Source organism: uncultured Campylobacter sp., from assembly GCF_938045595.1.
In the GTDB taxonomy this organism is placed as follows: domain Bacteria; phylum Campylobacterota; class Campylobacteria; order Campylobacterales; family Campylobacteraceae; genus Campylobacter_B.
The window spans coordinates 1-14,850 of the sequence record NZ_CALIBB010000309.1 but is presented as its reverse complement, the minus strand read 5'-3'; the positions used below and the strand labels follow the sequence as shown (position 1 = coordinate 14,850).

Annotated in this window: 12 protein-coding genes; all 12 read left to right on the top strand. The window is 51.0% G+C overall.

Going from position 1 to position 14,850, the window contains the following annotated elements; all coding sequences use genetic code 11:
• On the top strand, positions 1–833 hold an 833-nt coding region (locus Q0340_RS11815; protein ID WP_298083473.1), incomplete at its 5' end, for a stomatin-like protein.
• Entirely contained in the window at positions 830–1,372 is a 543-nt protein-coding gene (locus Q0340_RS11810) for an NfeD family protein (protein WP_298083472.1), read from the top strand. The genes Q0340_RS11815 and Q0340_RS11810, both read left to right, overlap by 4 nt.
• Positions 1,365–2,414, top strand: coding sequence for a dehypoxanthine futalosine cyclase (locus Q0340_RS11805; RefSeq protein ID WP_298083471.1), 1,050 nt, complete (start codon positions 1,365–1,367; stop codon positions 2,412–2,414). Before Q0340_RS11810 ends, Q0340_RS11805 begins: the two co-directional genes overlap by 8 nt.
• A gap of 667 nt (positions 2,415–3,081) precedes the next feature.
• Positions 3,082–4,341, top strand: a complete 1,260-nt coding sequence (locus Q0340_RS11800) for a pitrilysin family protein (protein WP_298083470.1) — start codon at positions 3,082–3,084, stop codon at positions 4,339–4,341.
• A gap of 776 nt (positions 4,342–5,117) precedes the next feature.
• Positions 5,118–7,829, top strand: coding sequence for an ATP-dependent DNA helicase RecG (recG, locus tag Q0340_RS12380; RefSeq protein WP_363317266.1), 2,712 nt, complete (start codon positions 5,118–5,120; stop codon positions 7,827–7,829).
• 213 nt (positions 7,830–8,042) lie between these two features.
• Positions 8,043–8,525: a hypothetical protein gene (locus Q0340_RS11790; protein WP_298083469.1), complete on the top strand. Its 483-nt coding sequence runs from the start codon at positions 8,043–8,045 to the stop codon at positions 8,523–8,525.
• Between the two features lie 177 nt (positions 8,526–8,702).
• Positions 8,703–9,944, top strand: a complete 1,242-nt coding sequence (gene hisS / locus Q0340_RS11785) for a histidine--tRNA ligase (RefSeq protein WP_298083468.1) — start codon at positions 8,703–8,705, stop codon at positions 9,942–9,944.
• Positions 9,941–11,779: a biosynthetic arginine decarboxylase gene (speA, locus tag Q0340_RS11780; protein ID WP_298083467.1), complete on the top strand. Its 1,839-nt coding sequence runs from the start codon at positions 9,941–9,943 to the stop codon at positions 11,777–11,779. The genes hisS and speA overlap by 4 nt, the downstream gene beginning before the upstream one ends.
• On the top strand, positions 11,776–12,471 hold the full coding sequence (cysE, locus tag Q0340_RS11775) for a serine O-acetyltransferase (RefSeq protein WP_298083466.1): 696 nt from the start codon (positions 11,776–11,778) through the stop codon (positions 12,469–12,471). The genes speA and cysE overlap by 4 nt, the downstream gene beginning before the upstream one ends.
• Before the next feature lie 10 nt (positions 12,472–12,481).
• Complete coding sequence (locus tag Q0340_RS11770) at positions 12,482–12,961, top strand: hypothetical protein (protein WP_298083465.1); 480 nt, start codon at positions 12,482–12,484, stop codon at positions 12,959–12,961.
• A complete protein-coding gene (locus Q0340_RS11765) occupies positions 12,958–14,136 on the top strand; it encodes a pyridoxal phosphate-dependent aminotransferase (protein WP_298083464.1) in 1,179 nt (392 codons plus the stop codon). The genes Q0340_RS11770 and Q0340_RS11765 overlap by 4 nt, the downstream gene beginning before the upstream one ends.
• A gap of 50 nt (positions 14,137–14,186) precedes the next feature.
• Positions 14,187–14,555 (top strand): hypothetical protein, encoded by a 369-nt coding sequence (locus tag Q0340_RS11760; RefSeq protein ID WP_298083463.1) that lies wholly within the window; start codon positions 14,187–14,189, stop codon positions 14,553–14,555.
• Positions 14,556–14,850 lie beyond the last annotated feature (295 nt).

The window sequence follows — 14,850 nt, the reverse complement described above, 5'->3', positions numbered from 1 at the left end:
AAATTTTAATCATCGAGCGGCTGGGTCGCTTTCATAAGGTGCTTGACGGCGGCTTTCACATCATCGTGCCGTTTTTTGACGCGGTGCGCGCGAAGATGAGCGTGCGCGAGCAGCTGGTGGACATCAGCAAGCAGCAGGTCATCACCAAAGATAACGTCAACATAAGCGTCGACGGTATCGTGTTTTTAAAAGTCATCGACGGTAAGATGGCGCTTTACAACGTCGAGGATTATCGCCGCGCGATTTCAAATTTAGCGATGACGACACTACGTAGCGCGATCGGCGAGATGAGCCTAGATAGCACGCTTAGTTCGCGCGATCAGTTAAATTCCAAACTGCAAATCGCTCTGGGCGACGCTGCGGATAACTGGGGCGTAAAGATCATGCGCGTGGAGATCTCCGAAATTTCGGTACCGCACGGCATCGAAGAGGCGATGAATATGCAGATGAAAGCTGAGCGCGAAAAGCGCGCGATCGAGCTTAAAGCCGAGGCTGAAAAAGCAGCTCTCATCCGAAACGCCGAAGCGCTAAAGCAGGAGAAGGTGCTCGAAGCCGAGGCGATCGAGCGTATGGCGGATGCGAAAAAATATGAGCAGATCGCGCTCGCGCAAGGTCAAAAGGACGCGATGGAAAGCATCAATATCGCGATGGGCTCGTCACACTTCGCCGCCGAATACCTGCTTGCGCAAGGTCGCGTAAACGCTTTCAGCGAGCTATCCAAAAACCCGAGCAAGGATAAAATTTTAATCCCTTACGAAACGAGCGAGCTTATCGGCTCTCTTAGCGTGCTTAAAGAATTCCTCGGCAAAAACGGCGCGAAGGAGCTCAAATGAACGCGCTGATTTTTATCATAATCGGCGTGATTTTGGCGATCGTCGAGCTTTTGGTGATGGATTTCACCTTTATATTTTTCAGCGCCGGATTTTTCATCACGGGGCTTTTGAGCTTCGGCTTTCATCTTGATTGGGACGTGCAAATTCTGCTTTCGTTCGTGCTTTCTTTCGTGCTTCTGATCGCACTTAAAAGACCTCTAAAATCGCGCTTTTTCAAGCCCGAAGAGAAGCATAAGGATAATTTTTTAGACGAAAGCGGCACCGGCACCGTCAAAAACGGCATGGTCTATTTCAAAGGCACGTTTTGGAAAAGCGATGAAATTTCGGATCTTAACGAGGGCGACCGCGTCGAAATTTTAGGCGTAAAAAACGGCCAGATCGTGATTAAAAAAGATAGCAGTCGAAATTCTAGCGGCGCAGACGGCGTAAATTTAAATAACGGCGACGCAAATTTAAGCGACGCGGACAGCACGAGTGCCGACGATAAAAATTCTAATGCCGCCGCAAGCGATGCAAATTTAAAGGGAGCCAATGGCTAGAATAAGCGCCGATGAGGCGCTAGAGCTGATCGAGCACGCCGATCTAAACGAGCTTGGGCGCGCGGCGTTTGCACGCAAGCGCGAGCTGCACCCGGATCGCGTCACGACCTTCATCATCGATCGAAACATAAACTACACCAATGCTTGCATGGTGGATTGCAAATTTTGCGCATTTTACCGCCACGCAAGCGATGTGGATGCCTATGTGTTGAGCTTTGAGCAGATTAGTGAAAAGATCGAGGAGCTCATCGCCGTGGGCGGCACGCAAATTTTATTTCAAGGCGGCGTTCATCCGAAGCTGAAAATCGAATGGTACGAGGATCTGGTGGAGTTCATCCGCAAAAATTACCCGAGCATCACGATCCACGGCTTCTCGGCAATCGAGATCGATTATATCGCGCGCCTTAGCGGCATCAGCACGCTTGAAGTACTTCGCAGGCTGCAAGCCAAGGGGCTCTACTCGATGCCCGGAGCCGGAGCCGAAATTTTAAGCGACCGCGTGCGAGACCTCGTAGCGCCGCGCAAAAGCGACAGCGCCACGTGGCTTAGAGTGCACGAGGAGGCTCACGGCATCGGCATGAAAACGACCGCCACGATGATGTTCGGCACGCTGGAAAGCACGCGCGAGATCGTAGAACACTGGGATAAAATCCGCGAGCTGCAAGACCGCACGGGCGGCTTTCGAGCGTTCATTTTATGGAGCTTTCAGGGGCAAAACACCCGCCTTTTGCGCGAGCACCCAGAGATCAAAAAGCAAAGCCCGAACCGCTACCTGCGCCTACTCGCCGTCTCGCGGCTATTTCTGGATAATTTCAAAAACATCCAAAGCAGCTGGGTCACGCAGGGCAGCTACATCGGGCAGTTGGCGCTAAAATTCGGCGCGAACGATCTGGGAAGCACGATGATGGAGGAAAACGTCGTAAAGGCCGCGGGCGCGAGCTTTCGGATGAGCAAGGACGAGATGATAGCGCTGATCCGCGACGTAGGCGAAATACCCGCCAAGCGCAACACCAACTACGATATTTTGGAGACGTACGTTTAGACGCTTAGATGCGGGTTTTTGCGCGTTTGCGGCAGAAATTTATACGTTTACGGCGCGAATTTAGCGGTAAAATTTTGCCTTAAAACAGATAGCGAATTTTTGCGATCGCGAGCGTGGAATTTTGCAACGGAATTTAAAATTTTGGTATCGGTACGGGATTAAATTTACAGGCTTAAACGGAATTTGCACGGTAAAATTTCATTTCGCTATGGAATTTCGCCTTAAAATTTTTTGGACGCGAAATTCCGTGCCGCAAGATCAATGCGGCGGAGACGGCGCGCAGAAGGCATTTTGTGAAGGCGCTTGCCGCGTTTGCGACGACAAAACATATTGTGGCGATTCGATACGCCGCAGAGCTACGTGTTTGGTAGCAGCATGCGCCCCCGTTTAGGCGCGGATATTTCGTTTTGTGCCGCAAATGCGCTGTGACAATTTCGCCTCGTGGCTAGAATGCGTTGCGGCGGCGCGCCGTTTGAGGCGCTGAAATTTTACAAAACGTGCGGTGCGATTAAATTTTAAAATTTTAAGCAGGACGGGCAAAACTGCCCTAGCGCGAAATTTTAAAAGCGAGTCCCGGCACAAATTTTAAAAGCGGCGCGGCTGCGCCAAAATTTTAAAGCCGCGCCTGCAAGAACGATGAAATTTAAAAATTTTATAAAGGAAAACGATGGAAAAAAAAGAGATTTCACTTAAGACCAAAGGCGGCAAGAGCGCTAAAATCGACTTTTTGTATCAATTCGACGATTCGCTGCCGGTAGCAAGCTTCAAGCTAATTTTTAAAGCAAGCGGCGCGGTGAGCGAGAAGATAGCGGGTCTTGCGCGCATCTGCGCGGGCGTTTTGGGCGAGGGCTCAAAGACGATGGGAGTGAGCGAATTTCACCGCAAGCTCGATATCCGCGCGGTCGAGATCAGCGCCGTGAGCAATTTTGAGACTTTCGGCATCCAGCTAAACTGCCTAAAAGAGCACTTCGATTTCGGCCTAGACATGCTGCGAGAGCTGCTTAAAGAGCCCAATTTAACGCCCTCGGTGCTGGAAAAGCTAAAAATGCAAACCATAGGCGAGATCGCCGTGCTAAAAAGCGAGTTCGATTACATCGCGACGTGCAACTTAAAAGCGCTTCTGTATCCGCGCACGAGGCTTGCGCAGCCGCTCATAGGCGACGAGGCGAGCATAGAGCGGATCACGATGAAGGACGTGCGGGAGTTTTTCGCCTCGCTGAGTTTAGAGAATTTATACGTCGTTTTATGCGGCGACGTGAGCGATAAAAACCAGAAAATCGCGGAAATTCTAAGCCTCTTTGCAAGCGGAGAAAAGCGCGAGCTGCCGTTTTTCGCGCCGAGCGATGCGAAAAAAATAAAGATCCAAAAAGAGCAGACGCAGCAGGCATACATCTACTTCGGCGCGCCTTTTGCGCTGCCAAAAGAGCAGGAGTTCATCGCAAACACCGCGCTTTTCGTGCTTGGAAGCAGCGGTTTCGGCAGCAGGCTGATGGAGCGCATCCGCGTTAAACACGGGCTTGCGTATTCGGTCTATGCGCGCGGCGATTTCGAGCTTAGCCGCCGCGAGTTTTGGGGCTATCTGCAGACCAAAAACGAAAATTTACAAAACGCTGCCGCGCTCGTAAAAGAGGAGATCGCGAAATTTATCGCATCGGGCGTGAGCGAAGCGGAGCTAAAAAGTGCAAAAAAATTCCTAATCGGAAGCGCCGTGCTGCAAAAAGAGACGATGTTTAAGCGCGCGGCGATCGCGCAGAGCGAGTATTACAAGGGCTACGCATTCGGCGAGTTCGAGCGAAATTTAAAGCGCATCGAGACGCTAAAACTCGGGGCGCTCAACGATTTCATCAAGTCGCACGACGAGATTACAAACCTAAGCTTTTCCGTCATTTGCGACGAGGCCGCCGCGAAAAAGGGGCTTGAAATTTAGCCCGTCGCGGCACAGCGAGTGCACACCTGCGACCGGCCTAAAATTTGGGTAAATTTTAAAATTTGTAAAACTGCACTCGCGACGCGCAATCGTCAGCAAGAAGCGCGACGTGCGACTTGGCAGCGCAAGACATGACTTGCGGCGAGGAGAACTTACGCGGCGTGTAGAATTCGGATAGCTTCTAGCGGCGGGAAATTTTAAAGGCGCCGTGTGCGGCTCGGTAAAATTTCAGCGCGCAAAATCAAAGCGTGATTTCGCACGCCGTTTGTAAGCCGCGCCGTGAAAATGTGTGCGTGCATATCTTTCGGATTACACGGTTTGCAAATCGCGCCGTGAAATTTCAAGCGATCGCGCTATGTTTTAAAACGAGGTGCGCACCGCAAAGGCACGGCTGCTAAACAAAACACGCACAAAGCGGCAAAATTTACAGGCGCAGCCGGCGAGTAAATTTGCCGCAATGGGTGAAAATTTTGAATAAATTTGAGCAAGCGTTCGATGCGGCGCATAAAATTTCGATCAAATTTAGGCGGGTGATTTCGCTTCGACGCGTAAAATTTCACAGCGCGAGGGCTTAAACGCCTATCAAATTTAAAGGATGAAAATTGATTTTTGAAGCAAAAGACGCGGCGACGCTGCAAAAGGCGGGCATTACGACGCTTTTGGATCTGGCGCTGCTTCTGCCCAAAAGCTTCGACGATCTAAGCGTGGGGGATGCGCCCTGCGCGGGCGAGAGCACGGCGGAGGTCGAGTGCCTCTTCCAGCACAGGCGCGGCTCGATGCTCATCGTCACGGCGCACTGCCTCAGCTGGGAGCGCGAGATCAAAATCGTCATCTTCAACGCCAAAAGCTGGCACTTCGGCGCCTTTAAGCGCGGCAAAAAATTTTTCATCCACGGCAAATGCGACGAAAGCTTCGGCTCGTGGCAGTTCGTAAACCCAAAAATCGTAAGCGAGCCGGGCAGGATTGCGCCCAAATACAAAGCCGCGCTGAGCGACGCTGCGGCGCAAAAGCTGATTAAAAAATATCTAAGCGCGGGCGCGCTTCTAGGCTGCGGACTGCGCGCAGACGAGGCGGCGGTACTGCTTGCGCTACACGAGAGCTCGCCGCGCAGCGTGCGAATGCTAGCCGCGCTAAATAGGCAGCTCAAGGAGGGCGGCGCGGAAAATTTCGGCGAGCGCGACGACGTTTCAAACAGCGGCAAAATTCCGAGCGGCAGTGAAATTTTAGGCGATGAAATTTCAAGCAGCGATAAAATTTTAAATGACGACAGAATTTTAGGTAACGGAGAAATTTCAAGCTCGCAAAGCTCGGTAGCCGCCGAAATTTTAAAGGGCAGATCGCAAAATGATGAAATTTTTAGGGGTAAAATTTCAAACTATCCGCAAAGCGATGGAGCCCTTGCCTACAGAACAAAGCACGGCGCGGAGAATGAAATTTTAAGCGGCGGAATTCCAAAGGGCGCGGAGACTTCACTCCCCCTAAGCCTCCGTAACGACGAGATTGCGAGCGATGAAATTTTAGACGGCGAGGAGCGTCAAGCGCACGATGCAGAAATTTATAACGACGAAAATTTTAGCGCTCAAGGCGACGAGGATTTTCTTGCCGCATACGACGCCGATGCGCACGTAGATGAAATTTTGGACGACCTCGAAGCAGGCAATGAAGCGGCTACAAGCGGCGATAAAATTTCAAACGACCTAGTATCCGGTACCCAAGCGGCAGCACGGCCAGCAGACGTTCAAGCCGCAATCGCACAACCCATGCTAGAGCATGTCGCGACCGAGCAGTCCGTAGCCGAGCAAACCGCACAACAAAATTTAAGCACCCAAGACGTAGATACGCAACCTACGGCAATCCAAACTTCAAGCCAAGTAGCGAACGCACAAGCCGCGACCATCCAAACTTTGAGCGCACAAGCTACAGACGCAGAGCCCACCGAAAATGTTCAGACGGCAACGGCTGTGCAGACCGCAGAGCCTACAATCGCTCAGGCCGCAAGTACCGCCGAGGCTGTTCAGGACGCGCTCGCCGCACCGATGAGCGCTTCGCGCGATTGTGCCGTGCAACCTACGCATTATCAAACTGAAACTATCCAGACCGCAGCCGCCCAAGCTACGACCGCCATACCTACAATCCCTCAAATTGCAAGTGACGCTGAAACTGTCCATGCCACCGAGGCCGTCCGAGCCGCAGCCGTCACGCAAATGAGCGGTGCTGCGATTTTACGCACGCTGAAATTTGTCGAAATTCTAAACTACCTGCAAAAGCTAAGCGCGAAAAAAACGAGTTTCCCGGCGCAAATTTACCCGCTGCGCGACATCTCGGGCTGGCTTGCTTCGCTTCCTTTTGAGCCTACGCGCGATCAATTAAGCGCGATAAAGGACATCGCTAGCGATCTGCAAAGCCCTATGGCGCGCCGCCGCGTCGTCATGGGCGACGTAGGCAGCGGCAAGACGCTCGTCATCCTCGCGAGCGCGGCGATGAACTACCCGCGCATCAGCTATCTGATGGCGCCTACGAGCATCTTGGCCGAGCAGATTTACGCCGAGGCGCGCCGTCTGCTGCCGCCGCAGATCAAAGTCATGCTCGTAAAAAGCGGCGATCGCGAGCCGAATTTCGCAGGCGCGCACCTTATCATCGGCACTCACGCCCTGCTCTACCACGAGCTCGCGCCGTCAAATCTCATAATGGTCGATGAGCAGCACCGCTTCGGCTCCAACCAGCGCGAAAAGATCGCGCGCCTCACAGGGAGCGGCGAGTTTCGAGCGCATTTCATTCAGTTTAGCGCCACACCGATACCGCGTACGCTAAGCATGATCCAGTCCGAGCTCGTGAGCTTTAGCTTTTTAAAACAGCTGCCGTTTGAAAAACAGATCAAAACCAAAATCCTGCAAAATGACGGATTTGCGGGCTTTATGCAGGATCTGCGCCGCGAGCTCGCCGCGGGCAATCAAGCGATCATCGTCTATCCGCTCGTGCAGCAAAGCGAAAGCTCGGTCTATCAAAGCCTTGAGGAGGCGGCGCCGTTTTGGAAAGCTCAATTCCCCGATGTGCTGATCACCCACGGCAGCGACAAGGACAAGGAGGAGGTTCTGCGCCGCTTCCGCGACGAGGGGCGGCTGCTGATAACCACGACGATCGTCGAAGTGGGTATCTCGCTGCCGCGGCTTAGCGTCATTTTAATCGTGGGTGCCGAGCGAATGGGGCTCGCGTCGCTTCATCAGCTACGCGGGCGCGTCGGGCGCAAGGGCCAGGCGGGGCGCTGCTACCTCTACACCAAGCTCAAATCCCCGCCGCAGCGCCTGCGTGAGTTCGCAGCGACGCTGGATGGATTTAAGGTTGCAAATATCGATCTGAAAAACCGCCAGGGAGGCGATCTGCTGGGCGGCTCGGTGCAGCACGGCGCGATGTTTGCGTGGTACGATTACGAAGAGGACGTAACGGCGGCGGCAAAACAGCGACTGAAAGACATAGGACGGGGTGCATGAAATTCTACGAGATGCGATAGAATTTAAACGTAATTTTAGTCGCGGCAAAATTTTACGAAGCGAATGCGATTATGAGGTAACGGGCGATCTGATATAAAATTTGAAATTTCACGGCGCAGATTGCATCGGATAAAATTTAGAGCTTTACCAAGCGTCGTTTACTTTTAATTTCTAAAATTTATGCAACTTAAAGTCCAAACAAAGGAGAGCGAAATGGCTTACGTGACCTACGACAAGGCAAAATGGCATTGGGGCGCGAAAAATGCGCCGACCGACATCCCGCAGGAAAACGGCGCGACGCACATCGCGTTTTTCTTCCGCTGGTGCATGGAGCGCAAGCTCTATTCCAAGGACTTCGCGGCGGATTTCGCGGACGATATAGCGCGGATGGACGATAGCTTTGATTATCGCCAGTATTTTTTCGACGCCATGGACGGCGTGCTAAGCAGCGAGGAGCTAAACACCGCAGGCAAGGCCTTTGCGAAGGCCTACTATACCACGGACCGTACGAAATTTGCCAAAACGCACGGCTGGTATTTACAGGACTATTGCGACTTCGTCGCGCGAAAATTCGGCGATAAAAACTTCGACAACGCCTATTTTTACATAGAAAATTCGCCGCAAAATTACGCCGAGATCAAAGAGATCATCGACCGCCGCTACGAGGAATTCTTGAGCTTCAAGGCGACGAAGTAGAAATTTTACCGCCGAGCTTAGCCGGTTTAAGATAGACGCCTAAGCCGAAACGGCGCGCGATAAAAATAAGCAGAACCGATGCGTTGCTGCGAGCGGCAGGGCTTAAAATTTAGGTAAATTTAACTATAATCGCCGCAAAAATTTGAAAATTTTAAAATTTCACAAAGGATTTTATCGATGATCAAGGCACTTCGCGGTATGAACGATATTTTGGACGAACAGGCGCGCATCTACTCGCAAATTTTAAGCGTGTGCGAGCGCGTGGCGCGCAATTACGGCTTTTGCCTCATCGAAACTCCCAAGCTCGAGCAGACCGCGCTATTTCGCCGCAGCGTCGGCGAGAGCAGCGACATCGTCGGCAAAGAGATGTATGAGTTTAGCGACAAAAGCGGAGAGAGCGTCTGTCTACGCCCCGAAGGCACCGCGGGCGTCGTGCGCGCCTTTATCGAAAAAAAGCTAGACCGTAGCGGCGGCGTGCATAAATTTTATTATCAAGGCTCGATGTTTCGCTACGAGCGCCCGCAAAAGGGGCGTCTGCGCGAGTTTCATCAATTCGGCGTCGAGTGCTTCGGCGAGGCTAGCGTCTATGAGGATGCGAGCGTGATCTTGATGCTAGCTCAAATTTTACGCGAGCTAAATGTTGCCGCAACGCTTAAAATCAACTCTTTAGGCGACGAGGAGTGCATGCCTGCGTATAAAACCAAGCTCGTAAATTTCTTACAAGAGCGCAAAGACAGGCTCTGCGAGGACTGCCAAAGGCGCATCGACACCAATCCGATCCGCGTGCTGGACTGCAAAAACGAAAGCTGCCAGAAAATTTTAGCCGCTGCACCTCTTATAACTGAAAATTTAAACGACGCCTGCGCCGCGGAATTTGCGCAGCTGCAAAGAATTTTAACCCAAAACGGACAAAAATTTGAAATCGATGCGAAACTCGTGCGCGGGCTTGATTACTACTGCAAAACCGCCTTTGAGTTCGTCTCATCCGAGCTTGGCGCACAAAGCGCCGTAGGCGGCGGCGGGCGCTACGACAGACTCGTGGAGTTTTTAGGCGGCAGAAAGACGGCGGGCGTGGGCTTTGCGATCGGCATCGAGCGAATAGCCGAAATTTTAAAAACGCGCGAAGCCCCTCAAGAGCGCGAGGGGATTTATATCGGCGCGCTGGATGAGGCGTTTGTTAGCACGGCATTTTCATTTGCGCTAAAGCTGCGAAAGCTTTGTAAAACTCAAATTTCATACGAGCCCAAGAGCCTAGCCAAGCATTTAAAAGCAGCCGACGGGGCGGAGGCGAAATTTTGCCTTTGCATCGGGCAGGACGAGTTTGACCGAGCCGAGGTGTGGTGCAAAAATTTAGAGGATCAAAGCAGCTTTGCGATTAAATTTAAAGAGGTCGAAGCATTTTTTAAGGATAGAGCATGAGCGATTACGGACTAAATATTTGGGGGAATTCCAACTTCACGATAGACGGCGGCAAGCTATGCCTAAACTCCGATTTCAAGCAGCCTTTGGTGGATATCATAAAAGAGATCCGCGCAGACGGCGTGCGAGGCCCGATACTGCTGCGCTTCCCGCACCTCATCAAAAAGCAGATCGTTGAAATTTACTCAAATTTTAACCGAGCCATTAAGGAGTTTGATTACAAGGGAAAATTCCACGCCGTCTATCCGCTTAAGGTAAATCAATTCCCAGGCTTCGTTAAAAATTTAGTCGATATCGGCGAGCCTTACGGATACGGACTCGAAGCCGGCAGCAAGCCTGAACTGCTACTAGCGATGGCGTATAACAAATACGGCGCGCCGATTACCGTAAACGGTTTTAAGGATAAGGAGCTTATAAATATCGGCTTTATCGCCGCAGAGATGGGGCATAACGTGACGCTTACGATCGAGGGGCTAAATGAGCTTGAAACCATCATCGAAACGGCTAAGGAGCGGTTTGCACCAAAACCTTTCATCGGGCTTCGCATCAGGCTGCACAACTCCGGAAGCGGCATGTGGGCGAAGAGCGGCGGGATAAATTCTAAATTCGGCCTTACCTCGACCGAACTTATAGAGGCGATAAACTTGCTCAAGAAAAACGACCTCATCGAGCAGTTTACGATGATTCATTTTCATATCGGCTCGCAGATTACAGAGATCCATCCGCTCAAAAAGGCCCTCATCGAGGCGGGCAACATCTACACCGAGCTTCGCAAAATGGGCGCGAAAAATTTAAAATCCATAAATTTAGGCGGAGGTCTTGCTATCGAATACTCCCAAGCCAAAGAAAGCTCCAGCCGCAACTATACGCTAAAAGAATACGCCAACGACGTGGTTTTTTTGCTAAAATCGATCGCAGAGGATAAAAAAGAGGCCGAGCCGGATATCTTTATCGAGAGCGGAAGATACGTAGCCGCCAGCCATGCGGTGCTCGTGGCGCCGATTTTGGAGCTTTTTACCCAAGAATACACCGAAGAGAAGCTCGCCTTAAAAAAGGACAATCCGCCGGTAGTCGCCGAGCTATACGATCTGTATAAAACTCTAAAACCCTCCAACGCGCTAGAGTATCTGCACGACGCCATGTCGCACATGGAGAGCGTGCTTACCCTTTTTGATCTGGGATACGTCGATCTGATCGACCGCTCAAACGGCGAAATTTTGGTTCATCTAATAATGCGAAAGGCGTATGGAATTTTAGGCAACAAACAAGAATACAGCAATTTCTTAAATTCTCTAGGCAACGCCCAAGAGCGCTATTTAGTAAATTTCTCGATCTTTCAAAGCCTGCCCGATTTTTGGGGCATCAAGCAGCACTTCCCAATCATGCCGTTAGAGAGGCTGGACGAGCGCGCCACGCTATCGGCGTCGATCTGGGATATCACCTGCGATAGCGACGGCGAGATAGAATTCGACAGTCAAAAAAATCCGCTCTTTCTGCACGATTTTGATCCCGAAAAAGAGGAGTATTTTTTGGGCTTTTTCCTTGTCGGAGCCTATCAGGAGGTGCTTGGCATGAGCCACAACCTCTTTGCACACCCAACAGAGGCGACCGTGATTTTAAAGGATGACGGCGGCTTTGAGATCAAGGATTTTATCGAATCTCAATCGGTCATCGACATCTTGGAGGATATGGACTACGACGTAGTAGATATCCGCGAAAGCCTAAACGAGCGCGTCGAAAAATCAAATCTTATCGGAGATAAAGAAAAAAAGCATATCCTGGGCGAGCTATATCTGTTTTTAAACGACAATAGTTACTTAAAGACGATCAAATGAGTTTTTGGCAAATTTTAAAACAGGACTTCACCGAGCCAATGCGTCAAGACCCCGCATGCAACAGCGTATTTGAGATATTTTTCTGCTATCCCGGCGTCTGGGCGCTGATAAATTACCGCTTCGCGCATTTTTTCTACGAGCGAGGTTTTAAGCTCATAGCTCGCGCGATCAGCGGGCTTACCCGCATAATCACCGCCGTAGATATAAACCCGGGCGCACGTATCGGCTCGGGCGTATTTTTCGACCACGCCACGGGACTTGTCATTGGAGAAACGGCGATCATCGGCGATAACTGCCTGATCTATCAGGACGTCACTCTCGGCGGCGTGAGCTTAGAGCACGGCAAGCGCCATCCGACGCTGCAAAACGGCGTCGTAGTTGGTGCAGGAGCCAAAGTATTAGGCAACATCACTATCGGCGAAAATTCCAAAATCGGCGCAAATTCCGTCGTCGTAAAGGATGTCGCGCCAAACTGCACCGCCGTGGGAGTGCCGGCTAGAATTTTAGGCAGCTGTGAGAGCGATCCTTTGGCGCATAATAAAATTCCCGATATCAGCCAGGAGCTTATCAAATATCTCATCAAGCGTATCGAAATTTTGGAAGATTGCATCTGCAACGGCAGAAAAGATATCTCCGCAATGGATGAGGATCTAAATAAATTCTACGAAGAGTATCTAAAATCATTAAAATAAGAGGGTTAAAGTGAAAAAAGCTCTATTTTTTATAATTTTTGCTATTTTATCAGCAAGCGGCAGCGATGCTAATAGCGCGAAAAATTCCGCGGACGACGCCAGAATAAGCCTAGTAAAAAGTCTATACATCAAGGACACCTATTTTGGCGATCACAAAAATGCTCTATCGGCTTCTTTCAAATCTGCGCTTATGCAGGATGAAGCATCTGCTGGCGAAGGTGAGGTAGGCTGCTTGGACTACGATCCGATAATCGGCGGTCAAGATGTCTGCGACGACGCGAAATATGATTTTGAGCTAGGGCAGCGCGATACCGTCGTAGTGACGCAGACCTGCCCCTACGGCGCGCAGACGATAATCTACAAACTCGTCCGTAGCGGAGGTGATTATAAAATCGACGATATCTACGACCAAGACCCAAGTAGCGGCAGAGCTTTTAGCGTCAAAAATCAAATTTTAAATTGTCTAAACCAATCCAAGGAGCATCAATGAAATTAACACTTTCAAGTCGCGTAAGCAAGCTCGGTGAAAGCCTAACAATCGCAATCAGCACCAAAGCCAAACAGATGAAAGCCCAGGGGCAAGACGTCGTGATCCTAAGCGCAGGCGAGCCTGATTTCGATACCGCAGAAGTCGCCAAAAGGGCTGTCATAGAGGCTATGGCTAAGGGCTGTGGAAAATATACGCCTGTTGCCGGCACGCCTGAAATTTTAAATTTAATCGCACAGAAGCTAAAGCGTGATAACGGCCTAAATTACAGACCCGATCAGATCATCACCAACGTAGGCGCCAAACACTCGCTATTTAACGCCTTTAACTGCATCTTAAACGAAGGCGATGAGGTCATAATACCGGCGCCTTATTGGGTCACTTACCCAGAAATTGTAAAATTCTGCGGCAGCAAGCCCATCATCGTAGACACCAAGGCGGAAAACCGATACAAAATCACCGCCTCGCAGCTCAAAGCTGCGATCACGCCGCGCACAAAGGCGCTGTGCCTTTTCAACCCGAGTAACCCCGCAGGCGCCGTATATTCGCGCCAGGAGCTACAAGAGCTTGCGGAAGTGCTAAAGGGCACGGATATCTTGGTAATTGCCGATGAAATTTACGAAAAAATCGTCTTCGGCAAGAGTTTCATAGCCGCAGCAAGCATCAGTGAGGATATGTTCGGGCGCACCGTGACGATCAACGGGCTAAGCAAATGCGGTGCTATGCCCGGCTGGCGCTTCGGCTATACCGCCTGTGCCATTGATGAGCTGAATAAAGCGATGATAAGCCTGCAAAGCCAAAGCGTCAGTAACGTAGCAAGCATCGTCCAGGCAGGCGCGATGCCGGTGCTGCGCGGCGAGGCGGACGATTATATCGAGGAGATGAGGCGCGAATACGAGCGCAGACGCGATTTTGGCACGGACGCGATAAGCGCGATCCCAGGGCTCAGTGTCGTAAAACCAGATGGCGCATTTTATTTCTTCATAGATTGCTCTCAGGTAGAACCTGATAGTATGAAATTCTGCATGCAACTGCTAGATAAAGGGCTCGTAGCCACGGTGCCAGGAAGCGGATTTGGCATGGATGGGCACTTCCGCATAAGCTTTGCGTGCTCTATGGAAAATCTAAAACGCGGCTTTGAGCGCATAGAAAAATTCGTAAAGAATTGCCACAGATAGGCACGCTAGCGAAATTTTGATCTAAATTTTTAACGCAGCTCGCCGCAGTAATGGATTTTGAGACAAATTTGACTCGACGATACGGCGAATTTTGTGCATATTTTGCGCGGCGCGACGACGAAATTTTGACCGTAAATTTAGTGCGCACGACGGCAAAATTTAAAACAAATCTAGTGCGGTGCAACTCGGCGGCAAAATTTGATGTAAATCCTGTCGGGCGCAGCGCAGTACGGCGGCAGAATTTTAACGTAATCCCGCGCGGCGAGGCAGTAGAGCTTAACGCTGATCTGACGCGATGCGGCTCCGCACGATACGGCTTAGCGATGGAATTTATACGACCGCCGGGCGCGGTTAAATTTTGTGCCGCCCGACACGGCTTGGAATTTTCAGAATTTAATGCGGCGGCGCGGCGCGATTAAATTTCATGCCGTTTTATTTAGGAGCGTTAAAATTTCATACCGCCGCATTACGGCGCCTGCCGCGCGAAATTTTATCTCGGCGGCGATATTTCTAGCGCGGATACGGTTCTGCGCGGCGCGTAGGCAGATCCGACCGCCAAAGCCTAAATCCGCTTAAATTTAAAATTCCTAGCCCGCTAGGGTTAAATTTCAAACCTAGCGCCGTTTTAAGGCGCGCGCATGGCGAGCATAAATACGCGCGCCGCCCAAACGGCGCATAGACGAGACGATCCGCCTCGCCCTATCGCGCCGGCAG

Bases quoted from the DNA above. Each gene is read 5' to 3' on its own strand.
- Q0340_RS11760 (WP_298083463.1), top strand. From the start codon at position 14,187: ATGGATTTTGAGACAAATTTGACTCGACGATACGGCGAATTTTGTGCA.
- recG (WP_363317266.1), top strand. From the start codon at position 5,118: ATGCTCATCGTCACGGCGCACTGCCTCAGCTGGGAGCGCGAGATCAAA.
- speA (WP_298083467.1), top strand. From the start codon at position 9,941: ATGAGCGATTACGGACTAAATATTTGGGGGAATTCCAACTTCACGATA.
- Q0340_RS11790 (WP_298083469.1), top strand. From the start codon at position 8,043: ATGGCTTACGTGACCTACGACAAGGCAAAATGGCATTGGGGCGCGAAA.
- hisS (WP_298083468.1), top strand. From the start codon at position 8,703: ATGATCAAGGCACTTCGCGGTATGAACGATATTTTGGACGAACAGGCG.
- Q0340_RS11800 (WP_298083470.1), top strand. From the start codon at position 3,082: ATGGAAAAAAAAGAGATTTCACTTAAGACCAAAGGCGGCAAGAGCGCT.
- cysE (WP_298083466.1), top strand. From the start codon at position 11,776: ATGAGTTTTTGGCAAATTTTAAAACAGGACTTCACCGAGCCAATGCGT.
- Q0340_RS11805 (WP_298083471.1), top strand. From the start codon at position 1,365: ATGGCTAGAATAAGCGCCGATGAGGCGCTAGAGCTGATCGAGCACGCC.
- Q0340_RS11765 (WP_298083464.1), top strand. From the start codon at position 12,958: ATGAAATTAACACTTTCAAGTCGCGTAAGCAAGCTCGGTGAAAGCCTA.
- Q0340_RS11810 (WP_298083472.1), top strand. From the start codon at position 830: ATGAACGCGCTGATTTTTATCATAATCGGCGTGATTTTGGCGATCGTC.